Raw genomic sequence first — 21,397 nt, 5'->3', positions numbered from 1 at the left:
CGCCCGGCAGCCACGCATGAAAAAAAGGGCCGGCGCTCCTGACGGAGCGCCGGCCCTTTCGCATTCGAGCGGCAAAGCAGGCCGATAAGCCGGATTCTGTGCACGCTGTACGCCGAAGCGCACAGCGCGTGGCAGCCATTCCTCTAGACGCGCCATTGCTGACGCGCTCAAGCTTCCTACCCGCAGACGAGACGGGGGCCCCGTCCTGCATCCGAAAATGCGCGCCTGCCTACTTGGAATTGCTCCGGGTGGAGGTTACCGTGCCGGCGGACGTCGCCGTCGCCGCGGTGCGCTCTTACCGCACCGTTTCACCCTTACCTGATCCCGGCTTGCGCCGGGCCATCGGCGGTTTGCTTTCTGTTGCCCTGTTCCGCGTGTCGCCACGGATGGCCGTTAGCCATCACCCTGCCCTGTGGAGTCCGGACTTTCCTCGCCCTCGCCTGCCCGAAGGCGGCGAGGCCGCGACTGCCTAGCCTGCTTTGCGACGCGCATTCTAGCACTGCGCGCCGCCGCCGGCAGCGTGCGAACGGCGGCCGCTGCGGAAAACCGCCGGGTCGTCGTAGAACGCGGGCGCGGCATTCGCGTGACACCAGCCCGGCACGCCGAGCACCGGGAGCGGCGCGAAGTCACGGCTCGTCAGGTCACGGGTCGCGAATTCACCGGCGATCCGCTCATCGACATGCGCGGCACGCTGCGCGTCGGGCCACGAGAAATAGTCGTCGCTCACTTCGACGATCCACGTGTGCGCGGTGCAGGACTTGTACGGCGTGACGAGCTTCTCGAGCAGCGCATGGCCGACGAGCCGCGCCTCGCAGCGCGTGCCCCACGCGTCGCGCGCCGCCACCAGCAGCAGTTGCCAGTTGAAGCCGCGCAGCGCGTCGGCGAGCGCACGGTCGGACGTCACGAACAGCGCGGCGTTCTCGTCGAACAGCGTGAGCGCATCGCGCAGCGTGCCGCGCACGGGGCCGACGCCGCCCGCGGCGTCGATCGCCGCGGCCTGGCGTGCGTTCAGCGCGGCCTTGGTGCGCGGATACGCGAACCAGACGAGCGCATTGAAGAAGTCATGAAGATTGTGACGGGTCGGGACGCCGCCCGTGTCGGCGATATGCGTTTCGTATGCGATGCCTGGCGGCAGCTCCGCCTGCGGCACGAAGCGCAGCGGCCGGCCGCGGCCGCTCGCCCGCGTACCACCGCAGAGCGCACCGTTCAACGCATCGAGCAGCGCGGTCTCGCCCGTGAGCGCAGCCGCCTGCAGCGCACGACCGGGCGCCGCGTAAGGCGCGAGCCACGGCGCTGACCAGTCGATCTGCGCGAATACCGCCGCCTCGCCGCCGGCCGTCAGGCCGGCCCCGCGCGGCGGCGTGCCGCTCACGCGAACTTCCAGCCGATCGTCTCGCCGGCGCGCAGCGGCACGACCGGCGTATCGCCCGCGAAGACCTCGCGCGGCAGTTCCCAGGTCTCGCGGCGCAGCGTGATCGTCTCGGTGCTGTGCGGCAGCCCGTAGAAATCGGCGCCGAAGCGGCTCGCGAAATTCTCCAGCTTGTCGAGCGCGCCGGCCTGGTCGAACGCTTCCGCATACAGCTCGAGCGCGTGCAGTGCCGTGTAGCAGCCCGCGCACCCGCATGCGGTTTCCTTCGCGTCGCGCGCGTGCGGCGCGCTGTCGGTGCCGAGGAAGAAGCGCGGGTTGCCCGACGTCGCGGCTTCGACGAGCGCGACGCGGTGCGTTTCGCGCTTCAGCACCGGCAGGCAGTAGTAATGCGGGCGAATCCCGCCGACGAACAGCGCGTTGCGGCTGTACAGCATGTGCTGCGGCGTGATCGTCGCGCCGAGCAGGCCCGGCGCAGCGTCGGCGTCGCGCACGTAGTCGGCCGCGTCCTTCGTCGTGATGTGCTCGAACACGACCTTCAGGCCAGGGAAATCGCGCCGCAGCGGCGTCATCACGCGGTCGATGAACACCTTCTCGCGATCGAACATGTCGATCGCCGGATCGGTCACCTCGCCGTGCACGAGCAGCGGCATGCCGGTTTCCTGCATGACCTCGAGCGTCTTCGCGCACTTCGCCAGATCGCTGACGCCATGGTCGGAGTTCGTCGTCGCGCCGGCCGGATACAGCTTCACGCCATGCACGAAGCCGCTGTCGCGCGCGCGGATGATTTCGTCGGGCGCCGTGTTGTCGGTCAGGTACAGCGTCATCAGCGGCTCGAACGCCATGCCCGCCGGCAGCGCGGCCAGGATTCGCTCGCGATACGCCTGCGCCTGCGCGGTGGTCGTGACGGGCGGCTTCAGGTTCGGCATGACGATCGCGCGGGCGAACTGGCGCGCCGTGTGCGGCAGCACCGCGGCCAGCATGTCGCCGTCGCGCAGGTGCAGGTGCAGGTCGTCGGGACGGGCGAGCGTGAGCGTCGCCGGAGAGGAAGCGTTCGAGGCAGTCATAGGAGGCGTTGTAGGAACGGGCTGGCGATCTGCGGGGCCGGAACGCGCGTGCGCGGGCCGACTGACGGCAAACCGCAACACGAGGCCTTCGGCTGGCGGAATCCGCTTTTTACCGCTCAAGGCTCGGTGATATGCTAGAAGCCACATTGTACCGGGGTTCACCCGGTTGGTTACCCAGCTTCCGCCCCCGCCCCAAGTAAAATGTGCCAACTCCTAGGAATGAACTGCGCCGCGCCGACGGACGTCACATTCTCCTTCACAGGTTTCGCGGCCCGGGGCGGCCTCACCGATCACCATGCCGACGGCTGGGGGATCGCGTTCTTCGAGGACAAGGCGTGTCGCCTGTTCATCGACCAGCAGGCGTCGGCCACGTCGCCGATCGCCGAAATGGTGAAGCGCTACCCGATCAAGTCCAAGAACACGATCGCGCACATCCGCAAGGCCACACAGGGTCACATCCTGCTCGAGAACAGCCACCCGTTCATGCGCGAGCTGTGGGGGCGGCACTGGATCTTCGCGCATAACGGCGATCTGCAGGACTACGAACCCGATCTCGACGGCAGCGTCTACCATCCGGTCGGCACGACCGACAGCGAGAAGGCGTTCTGCGTACTGATGCAGGGGCTGCGCGAAGCGTTCCCCGGCGCGCAGCCGCCGTTGCCGGAGCTGTTCGAGCGCGTCGGCGAGCTGACGCGCGACATCACCGATCACGGCGTGTTCAACTTCCTGATGTCGAACGGCCAGGCGCTCTTTGCGCACTGCTCGACGCGGCTGCACTACATCGTGCGGCGCTGGCCGTTCTCGACCGCGCATCTGGTCGACGAAGACCTGTCAATCGACTTTGCGAAATACACGACGCCCGAGGATCGCGTCGCGGTGATCGCCACGCAGCCGCTGACCGACAACGAAATCTGGACCTCGTTCGAACCGGGCGAGCTGATCATGTTCCAGTGCGGCGACGTCACCGCGCGGATGCAGATTCCGGTGCCCGAGCGCGTGCTCGAGAAGCTGCGCAACCCGGCGCTCGACGCATCGGCGTCCGCCCCGTGCGGCGGTGTGCAGCGCGAGGCGCTGGCGGCCGGCACCGCGGACGACGCCGACGACCCGATCGACTACTGAGCGCGCCGCGCCGTCGGGCGCCCGCCCTTCCCGCCTTCCGCTTGTGCGCGCGCGTCACGACCCGGCGATCACCGGCAGTGAAAGTCTCCGCCCGGCGACGTTTCGCATTTCATTCAGATCGCCATTGGATGCACACGATCATCGCCATACAACATCCGCTTTTATTTTATTAATTTTCGAGAGAAAATAATTAACCAACAAAAAAACAAGATAAAAGCGGCCTAAAACGGATAATCCGGAAGCCGCAGTTTAAAGCACGAACCCAACACTGATTGTGCGTTATCCCACCGACCTGGCGATTCCTCCCGGCCCATAGGAAGGCCCACCAAATCCTTCCCCACCAAGGCTTTCAGTTCGATTAATCACACAATCCAGAAATACCACCCCATACCGTTACCATCCCCACATATCTTGATTTTTTGAAAATCGACCATCCCGTCGATTAGTAGACTCGCTCCATCTTCGGTGTAACGAATCCTGATTGGCACTCGACGCAGCCACGGCTGCCGCACGTCCATTCGAAACACACATCACCGTGGAATGCGCATTCGCCGCATACGGCGAATACCACTTCAAAAGAAGAAAGAGGGGCTTGTCGTGAATCACTCATTTCGATCGATATGGAGCGAAGCCGCCGGCTGCTGGGTCGCGGTTGCGGAAACGGCCCGGGCGCGCGGCAAGCGTTCGGGTAGCCAATCGGCCGCAAGCCGCCGTGACGGCCGCACGGCGATCCGCCGCTCGCCGCTACGCGTCGCCGCGCTCGGTGCCGCGCTGGCCGCGCTGTCGGCCGGCTCCGCGTACGCATCGACCTGCGGTAACGGTTCGGCGGTCGCAAGCGGCGGCAGTTGCGCGCTCGGCAGCGTCAGCCCGACCGTCAACGACAACCTGGCCGGCGCCACGACCGTGTCGGGCGGCGACACGGTCGGCGTGACGGGTGCATGGACGGGTGCCGCCGGCGACCCCGGCTATACGCTCACGCCGATCGGCAATACGTCCATCGTGTCGGGCAACCCGAACCAGCCGCTGCTGTCGCTCGGCGGCAAGACGCAGAGCGTCAGCACGCCCGACACGATTACGGGCACCCATACGTCGATCGCCACGTACAACTCGTCCGCATTCGCCGCGTCGACGGCCGGCTCGACCGAGGTGCCCGTCTACCATGACGTGAACGGGAACCAGTACGTGAACCTGCGGATCGGCACCGTCGACAACACCGGCGGCACGTTGAACGTGTCGATCGGCAATCCCGCGAACGCGCCAGACGCGGCCGGCAACGCGATCTCGATCGCGCCGAAGCAGACCGACCTGACCTTCGCGGACGGCACCGGCACGGCAAAAAGCGTCGTCAACTGGAATTCGCGCAACCAGGTCTGGCTCGGCACCGGCGACTATCTCGCGAGCGGCGGTGCCGTTGGCAATCTCCAGGTCGACGTCCCGGCCTACGCGGGCACCTTCACCGCATTCGACGGCAGCACGTGGACCGTCACCGACGCCGCGTCGCTCGCCGCGTACAACGACTTTCTCGTGCGTTCGGTACAAAGCGGCGCGCTCGGCTCGCAGGCCGCCTACGACAGCGCGTTCGGCCAGGCCGTCACGTTCTCGCAGCAAACCTTCCAGTATCAGAACAACGTATCCTCGGGCGACAAGAACACGCTGCCGATCGATCACCTGTCGGCAATGCACGGCACCGGCGCGAATGCAACGCTGCAGATCGGCAAGGACGGCCAGATCGACTTCCGCGGCACCAACACGATCGCTTCGAGCTCGGCCGTCCTCGCGGAAAACGGCGCGCACTTCGTCAACGACGGCCGCCTGTCGGGCGACTTCACGCTGGTGCGCCTGCTGAGCGGCGCAAGCGGCGTCAACAACGGCACGATCTCGTCCGGCTACGCGTCCGGCGACAATTTCGACACGAGCAGCAGCGCGCCGCCCGACAACTTCGGCTTCCACGCGTACACCGAGGGCAACGGCGTGTACGCAAGCGGCACGGGCACCTCGTTCGTCAACAATGGCGTGATGAACGTCGGCGCATGGACGCTCGACGGCAACCGCCCCGACCTGCAGAACTACGCGGTGGCCGTGACGAACGGTGCGAACGCGTCGAACGCCGGCACGATCAACGTCGGCGTCAACGCGACGACGCTCGACAGCCAGGTGATCGGCGGCTTCGCGGCCGGCGGCGCCTTCACGAACGCGGCCGGCGGCACGATATATCTCGGCCGTGCGGCCCAATACGGACCGGGGGCAGCGGCGAACGACGTCGCGCTGTCCGCGCATTCCTACGGGATCCTGCTCGGCGCATCGGGCACCGCCAGCAACCTCGGCTCGATCGTGATCGGCTCGCAGACGCAAAACGGCGCCGGGATGGCGAGTATCGGTTCGTCGTCCGGCACGCTGCGCAACGCGGGCACGATCATCGTGAACGGTGCGGCACCCGGCACGCCGTTCGCCAACGTCGGCATGCTCGCGGCCAATACGGCCGCGACCGTGACCAACACGGGCACGATCACGCTGAACGGCGTGAACGGCATCGGCATCATGGTGGTCGGCACCGGTTCGACCGCGACGGCCGCGACGTCGACCGGCACGATCAACGTGGCCGGCGGGCTCGATCCGGCGTCGGACACGCGCAACTATGGCGTGTGGGCCGAAGGGCCGCGCGCGAAGGCCACGGTCGACGGCGCGCTCAACCTGACCGGCAACGGCGCGATCGGCGTCCACGCGCGCTCGGGCGCGACGATCAACGTCGACGCCAACGCCGTGCCCGCCTTCATGTCGGGCACGAACCAGATCGGTTTCTACGCATACGGCGCCGGCTCGAAGATCAACGTCGCCGCGCAGCACCTGAGCGTCGATACCGACGATTCGACGCTGTTCCGCATCGCGGGCGGCGCGGCCTATACGGGCGCGTCGGCGGCCGGCACGCTGACGACCGACGTGAACGGCCAGCGCGCGCGCGGCGTGCTTGCCACGGGTGCCGGCACGACGCTGTCCACGGGACACGCCACCTACAACGTCAACGGCGCGGACGGCATCGCGGTCGCAGTCGAAGGCGGCGCGACGGGCACGATCGACTCGGGCGCGACCATCGACCTGAATGCGGCCGGCGCGATCGCGGGGACCGTCGACGGCCAGGCACACGCCCTTACCGGAGCGAACGCCGGAACGCCAGTCGCGACGACGCTGACCAACAACGCCGCGGTCGCGTCGTCGACTGCCGGCGTGACCGGCTTCGTCGCGCAAAACCTCGGCACGCTCGAGAACCGCAATACGGTGCTGCTGACCGGCCCCGGCTCGACGGGGGTTGTCGTCGGCACGCTCGGCACGGTGAACAACGCGTCGGCGATCCGCGTATCGAACGGCACCGGCGCGCTCGTGCAGGGCGCGTCGGCAACGCTCGCCAACGCGGGCACGATCGAGGCGGACGACGGCATCGCCGGCGTTCACCTGACGGGTACCGGCGCGTCGGTCGCCCTGTCGGGCGCGGGCACCGTCGTCGCGAACGGCAGCGCCGACGGCGTGCTGATCGACTCGACCGTGTCGGGCGGCGGGATCGCAGCCGGCGCGACGTCGATCGCGGTGGGCGGCATGGGCAAGGGCATCGACAACCTCGGCTCGAACACGACGATCGCGCTGTCAGGCACGCAGATCGGCACGACCGACGCCGGCGCCGACGGACTGTCGTCGACGGGCGCCGGCGCGCGCATCGCGACCGATGCGGCGACCGTCGTGCGCACCGCCGGCGACGACGCGCGCGGCCTCTTCGTGACGGGCGCGGATTCGATGCTCGCGGCCGACGGCACGACCGTCACGACGACGGGTGCCGGCGCGCACGCGATCGTCGCGGGCAGCGGCGCGATCGCACTGCTGTCGGGCGCGAAGGTCTCCACGGCGGGCACGGCAGCCGACGGCCTCGTCGTACGGAACGGCGGCCGCATCGGCGACACGGGTTCGTCGATCGCGAGCGCGGCCGGCAACGGCGCGACGGTCGACGGCGGCGGCGTGCTCGCGCTGACCGGCACGACGCTCAAGGGCGCGACGGCCGGCGTGCTGAGCACCGACACGCTCGCGACCGGCGCGACGAGCGCAGTGCTCGTCGACGGCGGCAGCGTCGCGTCCGTCGCCGGGCCGGCGTTCGCGGCGCGCGGCGGCACGGTCGATATCGCGGTGCGCAACGGCACCGTCGTGACGGCCGGCAACGGCACACTGCTGGACCTCGCGAACGGGAGCACCGCGACCTTCAACGCATCGGCCGTGAATCTCGCCGGCGACATCGTGTCGGACGCGTCGAGCACCGGCAACGTGTTCCTGACGAACGGCACGACCCTCACCGGCAAGATCGATCCGGTCGCGCTCACCGTGGACGGCACGAGCACGTGGCACATGACCGGCAGCTCCGTGCTGAGCAGCCTGAACAACGCGGGTCTGGTTGCATTCGCCGCGCCGTCCGGCGCGCCGACGGCGGCAGGCAGCTACCGGACGCTGACGACCGGCAGTTACGTCGGCAACGGCGGCACGATCGCGCTGAACACCTATCTCGGCGCCGATGCCTCGCCGACCGACCGGCTGATCGTGAACGGCGGTGCCGCGACCGGCACGACGGGGCTGAAGATCGCGAACACGGCCGGCACCGGCGCGCAGACGACGGGCGAAGGGATTCCGGTGGTCGTCACGACCAACGGCGGCACGACCTCCGCATCGGCGTTCCATCTCGCGGGCCCGGTGCAGGCCGGCGCATACGAATACCGGCTCTACCGAGGCGGACAGAGCGATGCGAACGGCTGGTATCTGCGCTCGCAACTCGACCCGACGGACCCGACGGACCCGGGCGATCCGGTCGGCCCGAACGTCATCAAAGGCGGCGGCAATCTCGCGTACCGTCCGGGCGTCGCGGGCTATGCGATGACGCCGCTGCTGAACGCGGACTACGGCTTCTCGACGCTCGGCAAGCTGCACGAGCGCGTCGGCGACATCTACAACCTCGAGAAGCAGGCGTCGGGCAACCGCGACGGTGTGTGGGGCCGCATCGGCGGACAGAGCCTCGATGCGAACGCGGGACGCTTCGCGGCCGACGAGCGCACGTTCTTCGCGCAGTTCGGCAAGGACTGGACGCTCGACCAGGCGCCCGGCGGCGGCAGCACGCATGCGGGCGTGACGGCGAGCATCGGCGTCGCGAACGCGAGCTTCAGCGACATGGCACGCGCCGATGCAGCGGGCCTGTCGACGTCGACAGGCTCGGTCGAGATGCACGCGCAGAGCGTCGGCGGCTACTGGACGCGCTACCTGTCCGACGGCACCTACTTCGACAGCGTCGGCCAGGTCACGCACTACGGCAACCGCTATCGCGACAGCTACGGCAACGAGGCATCGCAGAACGGCTTCGGCATCGCACTGTCGCAGGAGGTCGGCAAGCCGTTCGGGATCGGCGGCACGCCGATCGCGGTCGAGCCGCAGGCGCAGCTGATGTACCAGTACCTGAAGCTGAACGGGTTCGACGACAATGTGTCGGCCGTGTCGGGCACGACGACCAATGCGTTGCGCGGACGCGTCGGCGTGCGCATCTTCCGGCCGAACCTCGACGCGAACGCGGGTGGCGGCGCCGCGACGCCGTACTTCACGGCCGACGTGCTGCACGACTTCCTGTCGCCGGGCCAGACCGTCGTCGGCGGCACGCCGTTCGCGACGCACCTGGGCCGCACGTGGTACGAGCTCGGCCTTGGCGTGACCGCGGGCTTCGGCAAGTCGGGCGAGTTGTACGCGAACGTGAAATATGCGCGCAACATCGGCGGCGATTACCGGCGCGGCGTCACCGGGCAGGTTGGCTACCGCTACAGCTGGTAACGCCGCGCGCCGGAATCCGTTCGTCGCCAGCGGCGGGCGACGGACGGCAGGCGAAAAAAAACCGCCCGGCGTTCGGCCGGGCGGTTTGCGCATTCCGCGCGCACGAGCGCTCAGTGCAGGATTTTCGCGAGGAAGTCCTTCGCGCGATCCGACTTCGGATTCGAGAAGAAATCGTCCTTGCGGTCGTCCTCGACGATCGCGCCCTTGTCCATGAAGATCACGCGATGGGCGACCTTCTTCGCGAAGCCCATCTCGTGCGTCACGACCATCATCGTCATCCCTTCCTGCGCGAGCTCGACCATCACGTCGAGCACCTCGTTGATCATCTCGGGATCGAGCGCGGACGTCGGCTCGTCGAACAGCATCGCGATCGGGTCCATCGACAGCGCGCGCGCGATCGCGACCCGCTGCTGCTGGCCACCCGACAGCTGGCCCGGAAACTTGTGCGCATGCGCCTTCAGGCCGACGCGATCGAGCAGCTTCATGCCCTTGTCGGTCGCTTCGTCCTTGCCGCGGCCGAGCACCTTGACCTGCGCAAGCGTCAGGTTCTCGGTGATCGACAGATGCGGGAACAGCTCGAAGTGCTGGAACACCATCCCGACCTTCGAGCGCAGCTTCGACAGGTTCGTCTTCTTGTCGCCGACCGACTGGCCGTTCACGAGGATCTCGCCCTGCTGGAACGGCTCGAGGCCGTTGACGGTCTTGATCAGCGTCGACTTGCCGGAGCCCGACGGGCCGCACACGACGACCACTTCGCCTTTCTTGACCTCGGTCGTGCAGTCGGTGAGAACCTGAAACTGGCCGTACCACTTGGAAACGTTCTTGATGGAAATCATCGTGTGACCTTTTTCTGGAGACCCTTGACGAGAACAGACGCCAACGAGCAAATCACGAAATAGCATGCGCCGGCGAACAGGACCATCTCGACGGTCGTGCCGTCGCGGTCGCCGATGTTGGCGGCCGTGCGGAAGAAGTCCGCGAGACTGATCACGTACACGAGCGACGTATCCTGGAACAGGACGATCGCCTGCGTGAGCAGCAGCGGCACCATCGCGCGGAACGCCTGCGGCAGGATCACGAGGCGCATGGCCTGCGCGTAGTTCATGCCGAGCGCGAACGCGGCGTTCACCTGCCCGCGCGGCACCGACTGGATGCCGGCGCGGATGATCTCGGAATAATACGCGGCTTCGAACAGCGAGAACGCGACCATCGCCGACGCGAGCCGGATGTCGATCGTCGGCGACAGCCCGAGCACGCCCTGCAGCACCTGCGGCACGATCAGGAAGAACCACAGCAGCACCATCACGAGCGGGATGGAGCGGAACACCGTCACGTATGCCTTTGCGAACCACTCGAGCGGCTTCACGCCGGACAGCCGCATCAGCGCCAGCAGCGTGCCCCAGACGATGCCGATGACGATCGCGATCAGCGTGATCTTGAACGTGACGATCGCCCCCGTCCACAGCGTCGGTATCGCGCCGGGAATACTACTCCAGTCGAACTGATGCATCACTTGCCTCCGATGTAGCCGGGCAGCCGCGTGCGGCCTTCGATCCAGCGCATGAACGCCATCACGACGAGGTTGATGAGCACATACGCAAGCGTCACCGCGATGAACGACTCGTAGGTCTGCGCGGTGTAGTCGACGAGCTGGCGGGCCTGCGCGGACAAGTCGAGCAGGCCGATCGTCGACGCGACCGCGGAGTTCTTGAAGATGTTCAGGAACTCGGACGTGAGCGGCGGCACGATGATCCGGTATGCAACCGGCAGCAGCACGTAGCGGTACGTCTGCCATTGCGTGAAGCCCATCGCGAGGCCGGCGGCGCGCTGGCCCTTCGGCAGCGCGTTGATCCCCGAGCGCACCTGTTCGCACACGCGCGCGCCCGTGAACAGGCCCAGACAGACGATCGACGCGGTGAAGAACTGCGTGCCGGGCGGCAACTGCTTGATCCAGGTGCCGATCGACGCGGGCAGCAATTCGGGCACGACGAGGTACCAGACGAAGAACTGCACGATCAGCGGGATGTTCCGGAAGATCGACACGTACACGGTGCCGATCGCGGACAGCCATTTGTTCGGCACCGTGCGCAGCACGCCGAACAGCGAACCGACGATCAGCGCGACGACCCAGGCGACGAGCGACACCTCGATCGTCACCCAGAATCCGGACATCAGCCATCCGAAGTAAGTCGTCGGCTCGCCGGTCGAGACGGGGCTCAGGAAGATGCCCCAGTTCCAGTGGTAAGACATGGGCAAGACTCCAGCAAAAAGAAACGGAAGAAGCGAGGCCTCTTCCGTTTCAGTAGCGTCATTTCTGCGTCAACGGCTGCGTGGTCAGTCGAGCGCCTTGTCGTTCGGGTTCGCGTACAGCTTCTTCATCGAATCGGACAGCGGGAAGTTCAGGTTCAGCCCCTTCGGCGGAATCGGGTTCTCGAACCACTTCGCGTAGATCTTCGCGGCTTCGCCCGACTTCTCGACTTGTGAGATCGCGTCGTCGACGACCTTCTTGAAGTCCGCATCGCCCTTGCGCATCATGCAGCCGTACGCCTCTTCCGACTGCGGCGTACCGACGATCACCCACTCGCCCGGCTGCTTCGCCTTCGCGCGTTCGCCCGCGAGCAGCGCGTCGTCCATCATGAACGCGACGGCGCGGCCCGACTCGAGCGTGTTGAACGAGTCGCCGTGGTCCTTCGCGCTGATGATGTTCATGCCCAGCTGCTTGTCGTTGTTCATCTTGCGCAGCAGGCGCTCGGACGTCGTGCCGGCGGTGGTCACGACCGTCTTGCCCTTCAGGTCCGCGAAGTCCTTCACGCCCGAATCCTTCTTCGTCATCAGGCGCGTGCCGATCACGAAGATCGTGTCGGAGAATGCGGCCTGCTGCTGACGCTCCGTGTTGTTGGTCGTCGAGCCGCACTCGATGTCCACCGTGCCGTTCTGCACGAGCGGGATGCGGTTCTGCGACGTCACCGGGATGTTCTTGACCTGCAGGTTCGGCAGGTTCAGCTTCTTCTTCACGGCGTCCACGACTTTCATCTGGAATTCGCGCGAATAACCGACGACCTGCTGGCTCTGGTCATAGTAGGAGAACGGAATCGACGATTCGCGGTGGCCCAGCGCGATCACGCCCGTGTCCTTGATCTTCTTCAGCGTGCCGGTCTCCTGTGCATGCGCGCCGCTCGCGAACGCGCACAGCGCCGCGACCATCAGGACTGCCTTCTGGTATTTCATTTTGGTCATCTCCTTGGCTGAAACCCGCGCCAGTGTATCAAAGTAATATTTTTGAAAGTACTGGTTGTTTACCGTACTACGAATCGTCCTGTACGAAGCCGTCCTCCCGGCTTCCGGCGCCCCTGGCGGCGCCTGAATGCACAACGCGGGCGATGCCGGATTCGGCACCGCCCGCGAGGGTTCATGCACACAATCGGGTGGATTGCGTCATGCTCGTGTCATAGTTGCCCGATCGAATCGGCGATGACCGATCAGGGATACAGGCCGCGCATTTCGCGCGCCATCAGGATGCGCTTGCACGCGACGATGAACGCCGCCGTACGCACCGACACCTTGTGCTCTTCCGCGACCGCCCACACGCCGGCGAACGCTTCGCGCATGACGCGCTCGAGACGGTGGTTGATCTCGTCTTCCGTCCAGAAGAAGCTCGAGAAGTCCTGCACCCACTCGAAGTACGACACGGTCACGCCGCCCGCATTCGCGATCACGTCGGGGATCACGAGCACGCCGTTCGCGCTCAGGATGTCGTCGGCCGCCGTCGTCGTCGGGCCGTTCGCGCCTTCGACGATGATCTTCGTGCGGATCTTCGATGCGTTCTTCTCGGTGATCTGGTTTTCCAGTGCCGCCGGGATCAGGATGTCGGTCTCGACCGTCCAGAACTCGTCGTTCGGCATCGGTTCGGCGCCTTCGAAGCCCGCGACGCCGCCCGTGCGTGCGACGTGGTCGAGCAGCTTGTTCGAATCGAGGCCGGCCGGCCGGTAGATCGTGCCGGTGTGATCCTGCACCGCGATCACCTTCGCGCCCGCTTCCTGGAACAGCTTCGCCGCGATGCCGCCGACGTTGCCGAAGCCCTGCACCGCGATGCGCGCGCCTTCGATCTCGAGGCCCTTCTTCTTCGCCGCCTCGCAACCGACGACGAACACGCCGCGGCCCGTCGCTTCCTTGCGGCCGAGCGAACCGCCGAGCGAGATCGGCTTGCCGGTCACGACGCCGGTCGACGTCTGGCCCTGGTTCATCGAGAACGTGTCCATCATCCACGCCATCACCTGTTCGTTGGTGTTGACGTCCGGTGCCGGAATATCGGTGTTCGGGCCGATGATGATGCCGATTTCGCTGGTGTAGCGACGCGTCACGCGTTCGAGCTCACCGCGCGACAGCTTGCGCGGGTCGACGCGGATGCCGCCCTTCGCACCGCCGTACGGCACGTTCACGGCCGCGTTCTTCACCGACATCCATGCCGACAGTGCCATCACTTCCGACAGCGTCACGTCCTGGTGGTAGCGCACGCCGCCCTTGCCCGGGCCGCGCGACACGTTGTGCTGCACGCGATAGCCTTCGAAGTGCGCGACGGTGCCGTTGTCGAGCTCGATGGGCACATCGACGATCAGGATGCGCTTCGGACGCTTCAGCGTTTCGAGCCAGCGCGACAGCGAACCGAGGTACGGCGCGACGCGATCGACCTGCTGAAGGTAGTTGCCCCACGGGCCGAGATCGTCGGCGTGAAGGTAGGACGGGATGGACTGCAGTTGCGAAGACATGGACGCTCCAACGTTCAACGGATTGCGCACATTGTCGAAAAACCCGTTTTTTTTATCCAATGCCGTTTGCTTATTCGATTATGCGTTTCTTGCATGATCGTGATTTTTTGCAAATCCGCGGTCGATTTGCGCAAGAACGCCCGCCGGACATCGGTCCGAAAGGCGCGGCAAGCGTGTCGGCGGCGGCGGCGCGCTCGACCGGCGCGGTTAACCGCTCACGGTTAATCTGCGGTTTCGCGCAGCTCGTCGCGCACGACTTCCCACAATGCGCGCACGAGCTTCTGGTGCGGGTCGTCGCCCTGCAGCGCGAGCTTGTCGCAGTACAGGCGGATCTCCATCGTCAGCGTGAACGGGTGCGTGCCGCCGCGCGCGGACCGGTCGAGCCGGATCAGGCGGCCGCTGGCCACCGCATCCTCGACGGCGCTGTGCGGCAGAAACGCGACGCCGTGGCCCGCGAGCGCCATTGCCTTCAGCCCTTCGGCCATGTCGGTTTCGTACACGCGATCGAGGAACAGCGGCGTCGGTGCGTTCGCAACGATGACTTCGGTCATCCGGCCGAGATACGCATTCGGCGTATAAGACAGGTACGGCACGCCCGCCTCGGCCGTGCCCGGCAACGTATAGCGCGGCCGGCCCGCGCGGCCCGGCGCCGAAAATGCGCTGATCGGCTCGCTGCCTAGGACCAGCATGTCGTAGCGGGCCGGATCGAGCGCGACGGGGTGGCTCGGGTGGTGGTAGCCCATCACGAGATCGCAGCCGCCCTCGACCAGCGACAGCACGGCGTCGTGCACGTTCAGCGCGCGCAACCGTGTGTGGACCTGCCCCATCTTCGCCTCGATCCGCTGCAGCCAGCGCGGAAAATACGTGAGCGACAGCGTATGCGGCACCGCGAACTCGATGGTCGGCACCGGCGCGCCGACATGGCCGCGCAGCAGCGTGCGCGCCTCGTGCGCCTGCGACAGCATCGTCAATGCCTGCTCGTAGAAGATCTGGCCGGCCTGCGTGAGCCGCGTCGGATAAACCGAACGATCGATCAGTTCGGTCGCGAGCCATGCCTCGAGCGCCTGGATGCGCCGCGAGAACGCGGGCTGCGACACGTGCCGCAGTTCGGCGGACCGGCTAAAGCTGCGCGTTTCCGCGAGCGAGACGAAGTCTTCGAGCCATTTCAGTTCCATGCAGGCGGGCGCGGCGGGCGGCGGTCGGGAAGAAGCCTGCATTCTACCGGCGGGCGGGCCCGCCCGGCGGCGCGGCGGGCAGCCCGGCGAGCCGGCCCGGGCGCCAGCCGGCGGACTGCTTGCGCGCCGCCCGGGCGCCGCATGCGTGCCGATCGCCCACGGCGGCGGCGACCTGACCGGTTCGGCCGGGATCGCCCCGCGCCAATGGTAAAATGCCGGATTCTCCTCCCCTCGTTCGCACCGGCCGCCAAGGCCACGCCCGATCATGTCCGACACTCGTCCCGATACGCTTTTCGCCCTCACCGCGCTCTCGCCCATCGACGGCCGCTACGCCAGCAAGACCGAAGCGCTGCGCGACTGGCTCTCCGAAGCCGCCTTCATGCGCCACCGCGTCACCGTCGAGGTGCACTGGCTGATCGCGCTGTCGCGCGCCGGCTTCGCGGAAGTCCCGCGCTTCTCGGACGCGTCCGAACAATTCCTGCTGCAACTCGCCGAGCGCTTCACCGCGCACGACGCCGCCCGCATCAAGGACATCGAGCGCGTGACGAACCACGACGTGAAGGCCGTCGAATACTGGCTGAAGGAATCGGTGAAGGGCCAGGCCGAACTCGAAAAGGCCAGCGAATTCATCCACTTCGCGTGTACGTCCGAAGACATCAACAACACGTCGCACGGGATGATGCTCGCCGGCGCGCGCGAGCACGTGATCGTGCCGGCGCTGCGCACGGTCCACCAGCGCCTCGTCGCGCTGTCGCACGCGCTTGCCGAGCAGCCGATGCTGTCGCGCACGCACGGCCAGCCGGCCAGCCCGACGACGCTCGGCAAGGAACTCGCGAACGTCGCGGCCCGCCTCGCGCGCGCGATCACGCGCATCGAGAAGGTCGAGATCCTCGGCAAGATGAACGGCGCGGTCGGCAACTTCAACGCGCACCTGTCGGCGTATCCGGAATTCGACTGGGAAGCGTTCTCGCGCGACGTGATCGAGAACCGCCTGAAGCTCACCTTCAACCCGTACACGATCCAGATCGAGCCGCACGACTACATGGCGGAGCTGTTCGATGCGGTCGCGCGCGCGAACACGATCCTGCTCGACCTCGACCGCGACGTGTGGGGCTACATCTCGGTCGGCTACTTCAAGCAGAAGACGAAGGCCGGCGAAATCGGCTCGTCGACGATGCCGCACAAGGTCAATCCGATCGACTTCGAGAACTCGGAAGGCAATCTCGGCCTCGCGAACGCGACGCTGCGCCACCTCGCCGACAAGCTGCCGGTGTCGCGCTGGCAGCGCGACCTGACCGACTCGACGGTGCTGCGCAACATGGGCGTCGCACTCGGCTACTCGCTGCTCGCGTACGACTCGCTGATCCGCGGCCTCGACAAGCTCGAAGTGAACCCGCAGCGCCTGAACGAAGACCTCGACAACTGCTGGGAAGTGCTCGCGGAGCCGGTGCAGACGGTGATGCGCCGCTACGGCATCGAGAACCCGTACGAGCAGCTGAAGGAACTGACGCGCGGCAAGGGCATCACGCGCGAAGCGCTGCAGGAATTCGTCGGCACGCTGGCGATCCCGCAAGATGCGAAGGACCGCCTGCTCGCGATGACGCCTGCGTCGTACATCGGCAAGGCCGTCGAACTCGCGAAGCGGATCGCGTAAGCACCGCCGTCTCCGCACGTAAAAAAGGCCCGATGCGAGCAATCGCATCGGGCTTTTTCATTGCCTGCGCGGCTGATCAGAACGAGATCATCCGCCCCGGGTTGAGTGCGCTCATCACGCTCATCGCTGCCTTCGCAGCGGGAATCGCAATCGGCGACAACTGGCGGCCGAGCGGAATCGCGCGGTGATCGATGCCGGTCAGCATCGAGAAATCGTCGTTGCGACCGACGAAATCGTCGCAGATCGCCTTGCCGATCCGCACCGTCTGCGCGACGCCATGACCGCTCCAGCCCTGCACCATGTACATCGGCACGCGGCCGTCGGTCTTGCGGCTGTCGGTCGCGCCGTTCAGCGTGAAGTCGCTGACGCCGCTCCAGCAGTAGTCCAGTGCGAACTGGCCATCGGCCTGCGGGAACACCGTGTTCAGCCGCGTCAGCAGATACGCGTTGACGTCGGGCTGTGCCCAGCACGTGCCGGTGCCCTGCCCGCCGAACAGCAGGCGGTTGCCGCGCACCGGCCGGTAGTAGTCGATCTGGAACTGCGTGTCGTACACCGGCATGCCGGCCGGCATCAGTGTCGCGACGTCGACGTCGAGCGGCGCCGTCACGCTGACGTACGTGAAGAACGGCACGGTGGTGGCGGTGCCGTCGTCCAGCAGACGGAACGTCGTGTTGTGCAGCGCGAGCACGACGCCACGGCGCGCGGTGATCGTGCCGCCCGGCGTCGTCGCGACGACGCCCGCCGGCGTTTCGTCGAGCTCCAGCACCTCGGTGCCCTCGTACAACGCACCACCGTTCAGCCGGAAGCCGTGCACGAGACCGCGCACCAGCGCGAGCGGATGAAGCTGGCCACCGGTCGCGTCGATCGCCGCGCCGTGATACAGCCCCGAGCGCACGTATTCGTCGTGCAGCTGATGGCGGCCGACGAGCGTCACGCCGGCGTCACCGAGATGGCGGCGTGCGTCGGCGCCGTCGAGCAGCGCGCTCATGTGGCCCGGGTGGACCGCCGCCGTGATGTGGCCGCGCTTGCGATCGAGGTCGAGTGTGTAACGCGCGCCGATCGCGTCGATCAGGTCCATCGATTCGGCCGACGCGAAGCGCCACAGCCGCTTCGCGTCGTCGTGCGACAGATGGTCGATCATGTCGGCTGCTTCCCAGCGCGCGAGGCCCGGCGTGAGCTGGCCGCCGTTGCGGCCCGACGCCGCGGAGCCGACGTGATGCTTGTCGACGAGAATCGTGTCGACGCCCGCTTCCGCGAGATGCAGCGCGGCCGATGCACCGAGCAGCCCCGCGCCGATCACCAGCACGTCGCACACCATGTCGTGCGCGAGCGGCGCACTGTTTTCATGGCGCGACAACGACGCCTCGTACCAGTTGGCCGGGCGCTCGCCGTCGTAACGGGACGGCGCGCACCAGTTCCAGTTGTCCTTTTCGATGTTCAGTTGCGTCTGGTCGAAACGCGATTCGCCCTGAATCAGGGGCTTGTGGTTGGAAGTCATGATTGCACTTGCATGGTCTTGGGCCGCCTGTCGAAGTGCCGTTCAGGCTTCGCGGGTGGGGCAGCCGGTTCCACTTGGGTGTCAACGAGATGAAGGCGCGATGGCCCGTGTTGACGGCAGGCACGCTCGTGCCTGCCAGGATCCCGGACCGTGCGAAAGCACGCATTGAAAGGTGCCGGGACACCCAATTTCTACACCGCAGAAATAATTCTACAGCGTAGAATATGCTTTCGTCAAGATTACAGCCGCAGCCATCCCGCTTCCATGAAAGACAAACCCGCCCAAGGCCCGCGCGGCCTCGACAAGGATGCGATCGTCGCGGCCGCGCTCGCGCTGCTCGAAGAGGTCGGCGAAGCCGCGTTCAGCGTGCGCAAGCTCGCGCAGTCAGTCGGCTGCGACCCGATGAGCGTGCTCTATCACTTCAAGTCGAAAGAGGGCCTGAGCCGTGCGATCGCGAACGCGCTGTCGCGCTCGCTCGCGCCGGTCGACCCGTCACTGCCGTGGCGCGAGCGGCTGCTCGATCTCGCCCGCCAGTACCGCGCGCTCGCGCTGCGCCACCCCGCCGCGTTCGCGCTGCTGCAGCGTCACATGAGCACCGGGCCGGCCGATCTCGCGCACATCGAGACCGTGCATCGCGCGCTGGCCGATGCCGGCATCCCGCGCAGCGCACTGCCGACCGTGTGCGTCGGCTGGTATGCGAGCGTGATCGGCCTCGCCGCCGCCGAGGCCGGCGGCCTCACGCGGCCCGCGAACGACGTCGAGCTCGCGGAAATGCATGCGCTGTCCGATACCGCGCATCCGCTCGTCAAATCGGCCGCCCCGCTCTATGCGCAACTCGATCCGGCCGCCGTGCACGACACGATGCTGGACGTGCTGCTCGACGGCATCGCGCAGCACGTCCGTGCGACCTGAGCGGCTCACGCACCGCCAACGAAAAAAGGCGCCCCGAGGGGCGCCTTTTTTCACTGCTGCATGACGATTGCCGCGAACCGCGCTCAATGTTGCTGCGCGATACCGATCTTCTGCATGACCTGATCGACGATCTGTTCGGGCGTCAGCTCGATGCTGACCACGATCGCTTCGTCCGGGCCCGGTTCCTCGAGCGTGTCGAGCTGGCTCTTCAGCAGCGACGGATCGAAGAAATGGCCGGTGCGGGTCTTCAGGCGCTCGTGCAACACCTCGAACGAACCCTTCAGATACACGAACCGCACGTCGGTATCGGAGCCGCGCAGCACGTCGCGGTACGACCGCTTCAGCGACGAGCAGGTGAACACGGCGGTCTCGCCGGCACGCTGCTTCTCCTCGATGGCCTCGCGGATCGTGCGCAGCCACGGCCAGCGGTCGTCGTCGGTCAGCGGAATGCCGTTGTGCATCTTTTCCTTGTTCGCCGCGCTGTGAAACGCGTCGCCGTCGGTATAGCTGCACGACAGGCGTTCTGCCAGCATTTCGCCGATTCGCGATTTGCCCGCGCCCGACACGCCCATTGCGATCAGAATCATTGACTACCCCTTGTTACAAAACCACGCTCAGCAGCAGCGTAAAGCTCAGACCCAGCACCGAGATGATGGTTTCAAGCAGCGACCAGGTCTTGAACGTCTGGCCGACCGTCATCCCGAAATATTCCTTGATCAGCCAGAAGCCGCCGTCGTTCACATGCGAGAAGATCAGCGAGCCCGAGCCCGTCGCGAGCACGAGCAGCTCCGGACGAACCGCCGCGCCCGACGCCGCCGCGATCGGCGCGACGATGCCGCAGGCCGTCGTCATCGCGACCGTCGCCGAACCCGTTGCCAGACGCATCAGCGCCGCGACGAACCAGCCGAGCAGCAGCGGCGACAGGTGCGCGTGCTTCGCGGTCTCGACGATCTGCTGCGAGATCCCGCTGTCGCGCAGGACGCCGCCAAAGCCGCCGCCCGCACCGACGATCAGCGTGATGCCGGCGATCGGCGCCAGGCACTCGCCGCAGAACTTCTGGATCTGGTCGCGGTTGAAGCCCTGCAGCTTGCCGAACGTGAAGAAGCTCACCAGCACGGCGATCAGCAGCGCGACGTCGGAGTTGCCGGCAAAGCGCAGCAGGTTGTTCGGCAGCGACTTCGGTGCGAACACCAGGTCGGCCCAGCTGCCGACGAGCATCAGCACGACGGGCAGCAGGATCGTGAACAGCGTGATGCCGAAACTCGGCAGCTCGCGCTTGCGACCGTCCGTGTGCGTATCGACGAACTGCGCTGCGAGCGGGTTGTTTTCCGGCAGCTTCACGAACTTCGAGATCATCAGCGCGAACAGCGGACCGGCGATGATCGCGGTCGGCACGCCGACGATCAGGCCGAACGCGATCGTCTTGCCGATATCGGCGCCGTATTGCTGAACGGCCAGCAGCGCGGCCGGGTGCGGCGGAATCAGCCCGTGCACGACGGATAGGCCGGCCACCATCGGCAGACCGACGACGAGCAGCGATTTGCCGGTGCGCTTCGCGACGTTGAACGCGATCGGGATCAGCAGCACGAAGCCGACTTCGAAGAACACCGGCAAGCCGACGATGATCGCGACGAACATCATCGCCCAGTGGATGTTCTTTTCACCGAACCAGTCGATCAGCGTGGTCGCGATCCGTTCGGCGCCGCCCGATTCGGCCATCATCTTGCCGAGCATCGTGCCGAGGCCGACGACGATCGCGATGTGGCCGAGCGTGCCGCCCGTGCCCGTTTCGAACGACTTGACGATCTTGTCCATCGGCATGCCGACGACGAGACCCAGGCCCAGCGAAACGATGATCAGCACCAGGAACGGGTAGATCTTGTAGCGCGCGATCATCAGGATCAGCGCGGCAATCGCGATCAGCGTGAATACGAGCAGCATGCTGCCTTGGACAGCCCCCATGTGGCACTCCTCCTTGAATTGTTCGAAACCGGGCGAG

15 protein-coding genes and 1 other RNA gene are annotated in these 21,397 nt (G+C 66.5%); 4 read left to right on the top strand and 12 right to left on the bottom strand.

What is annotated here, in order from left to right:
- Window positions 1-69 precede the first annotated feature (69 nt).
- The 3 genes from rnpB to pyrC all read right to left on the bottom strand — a co-directional run bounded on the left by rnpB (window position 70) and on the right by pyrC (window position 2,433).
- An RNA gene (rnpB, locus tag LGM71_RS00640) (RNase P RNA component class A) lies at window positions 70-481 on the bottom strand.
- 12 nt (window positions 482-493) lie between these two features.
- The gene (locus LGM71_RS00635) at window positions 494-1,372 is read right to left on the bottom strand and encodes a DUF3025 domain-containing protein (protein ID WP_226113515.1); all 879 of its coding nucleotides are present in this window, start codon (window positions 1,370-1,372) and stop codon (window positions 494-496) included.
- The gene (pyrC, locus tag LGM71_RS00630) at window positions 1,369-2,433 is read right to left on the bottom strand and encodes a dihydroorotase (protein ID WP_059681214.1); all 1,065 of its coding nucleotides are present in this window, start codon (window positions 2,431-2,433) and stop codon (window positions 1,369-1,371) included. Before pyrC ends, LGM71_RS00635 begins: the two co-directional genes overlap by 4 nt.
- A 201-nt stretch (window positions 2,434-2,634) precedes the next feature.
- On the opposite strand from pyrC, the gene LGM71_RS00625 reads away from it, so the two are divergent.
- Window positions 2,635-3,552, top strand: coding sequence for a class II glutamine amidotransferase (locus LGM71_RS00625; RefSeq protein WP_226113513.1), 918 nt, complete (start codon window positions 2,635-2,637; stop codon window positions 3,550-3,552).
- A gap of 597 nt (window positions 3,553-4,149) precedes the next feature.
- Complete coding sequence (locus tag LGM71_RS00620; RefSeq protein ID WP_226113511.1) at window positions 4,150-9,393, top strand: autotransporter outer membrane beta-barrel domain-containing protein; 5,244 nt, start codon at window positions 4,150-4,152, stop codon at window positions 9,391-9,393.
- A 110-nt stretch (window positions 9,394-9,503) separates the two neighbouring features.
- On the opposite strand, the gene LGM71_RS00615 is transcribed toward LGM71_RS00620, so the two are convergent.
- The 6 genes from LGM71_RS00615 to LGM71_RS00590 all read right to left on the bottom strand — a co-directional run bounded on the left by LGM71_RS00615 (window position 9,504) and on the right by LGM71_RS00590 (window position 15,334).
- Window positions 9,504-10,229, bottom strand: coding sequence for an amino acid ABC transporter ATP-binding protein (locus tag LGM71_RS00615; RefSeq protein ID WP_059608246.1), 726 nt, complete (start codon window positions 10,227-10,229; stop codon window positions 9,504-9,506).
- Window positions 10,226-10,903: a glutamate/aspartate ABC transporter permease GltK gene (gltK, locus tag LGM71_RS00610; protein ID WP_059684027.1), complete on the bottom strand. Its 678-nt coding sequence runs from the start codon at window positions 10,901-10,903 to the stop codon at window positions 10,226-10,228. Before gltK ends, LGM71_RS00615 begins: the two co-directional genes overlap by 4 nt.
- A complete protein-coding gene (locus LGM71_RS00605; RefSeq protein ID WP_124624852.1) occupies window positions 10,903-11,643 on the bottom strand; it encodes an amino acid ABC transporter permease in 741 nt (246 codons plus the stop codon). The genes gltK and LGM71_RS00605 overlap by 1 nt, the downstream gene beginning before the upstream one ends.
- 84 nt (window positions 11,644-11,727) lie before the next feature.
- On the bottom strand, window positions 11,728-12,621 hold the full coding sequence (locus LGM71_RS00600) for a glutamate/aspartate ABC transporter substrate-binding protein (protein ID WP_174910524.1): 894 nt from the start codon (window positions 12,619-12,621) through the stop codon (window positions 11,728-11,730).
- Between the two features lie 251 nt (window positions 12,622-12,872).
- Window positions 12,873-14,159 (bottom strand): Glu/Leu/Phe/Val family dehydrogenase, encoded by a 1,287-nt coding sequence (locus LGM71_RS00595; RefSeq protein WP_124624846.1) that lies wholly within the window; start codon window positions 14,157-14,159, stop codon window positions 12,873-12,875.
- Window positions 14,160-14,380: 221 nt separating this feature from the next.
- The gene (locus LGM71_RS00590; RefSeq protein ID WP_226113509.1) at window positions 14,381-15,334 is read right to left on the bottom strand and encodes a LysR substrate-binding domain-containing protein; all 954 of its coding nucleotides are present in this window, start codon (window positions 15,332-15,334) and stop codon (window positions 14,381-14,383) included.
- 265 nt (window positions 15,335-15,599) lie between these two features.
- Here LGM71_RS00590 and purB point away from each other — a divergent pair, with 265 nt between their 5' ends.
- Window positions 15,600-16,988 (top strand): adenylosuccinate lyase, encoded by a 1,389-nt coding sequence (gene purB, locus LGM71_RS00585; protein WP_124624841.1) that lies wholly within the window; start codon window positions 15,600-15,602, stop codon window positions 16,986-16,988.
- Window positions 16,989-17,064: 76 nt separating this feature from the next.
- Here the strand turns inward: purB and LGM71_RS00580 are convergent, their stop codons facing one another.
- Complete coding sequence (locus LGM71_RS00580; RefSeq protein ID WP_226113507.1) at window positions 17,065-18,486, bottom strand: NAD(P)/FAD-dependent oxidoreductase; 1,422 nt, start codon at window positions 18,484-18,486, stop codon at window positions 17,065-17,067.
- Window positions 18,487-18,750: 264 nt separating this feature from the next.
- Here LGM71_RS00580 and LGM71_RS00575 point away from each other — a divergent pair, with 264 nt between their 5' ends.
- On the top strand, window positions 18,751-19,398 hold the full coding sequence (locus tag LGM71_RS00575) for a TetR/AcrR family transcriptional regulator (protein WP_059608240.1): 648 nt from the start codon (window positions 18,751-18,753) through the stop codon (window positions 19,396-19,398).
- An 83-nt stretch (window positions 19,399-19,481) separates the two neighbouring features.
- Here the strand turns inward: LGM71_RS00575 and LGM71_RS00570 are convergent, their stop codons facing one another.
- Both LGM71_RS00570 and LGM71_RS00565 read right to left on the bottom strand, forming a co-directional pair.
- On the bottom strand, window positions 19,482-19,985 hold the full coding sequence (locus LGM71_RS00570) for a gluconokinase (RefSeq protein WP_226113505.1): 504 nt from the start codon (window positions 19,983-19,985) through the stop codon (window positions 19,482-19,484).
- Window positions 19,986-19,998: 13 nt separating this feature from the next.
- Entirely contained in the window at window positions 19,999-21,360 is a 1,362-nt protein-coding gene (locus LGM71_RS00565) for a GntP family permease (RefSeq protein ID WP_059535304.1), read from the bottom strand.
- Window positions 21,361-21,397: the final 37 nt, after the last annotated feature.

The organism is Burkholderia sp. AU33545, from assembly GCF_020419685.1.
In the GTDB taxonomy this organism is placed as follows: domain Bacteria; phylum Pseudomonadota; class Gammaproteobacteria; order Burkholderiales; family Burkholderiaceae; genus Burkholderia; species Burkholderia diffusa.
The sequence above is the reverse complement of the archived record's forward strand: the minus strand, read 5'-3'. Positions and strand labels throughout refer to the sequence as shown.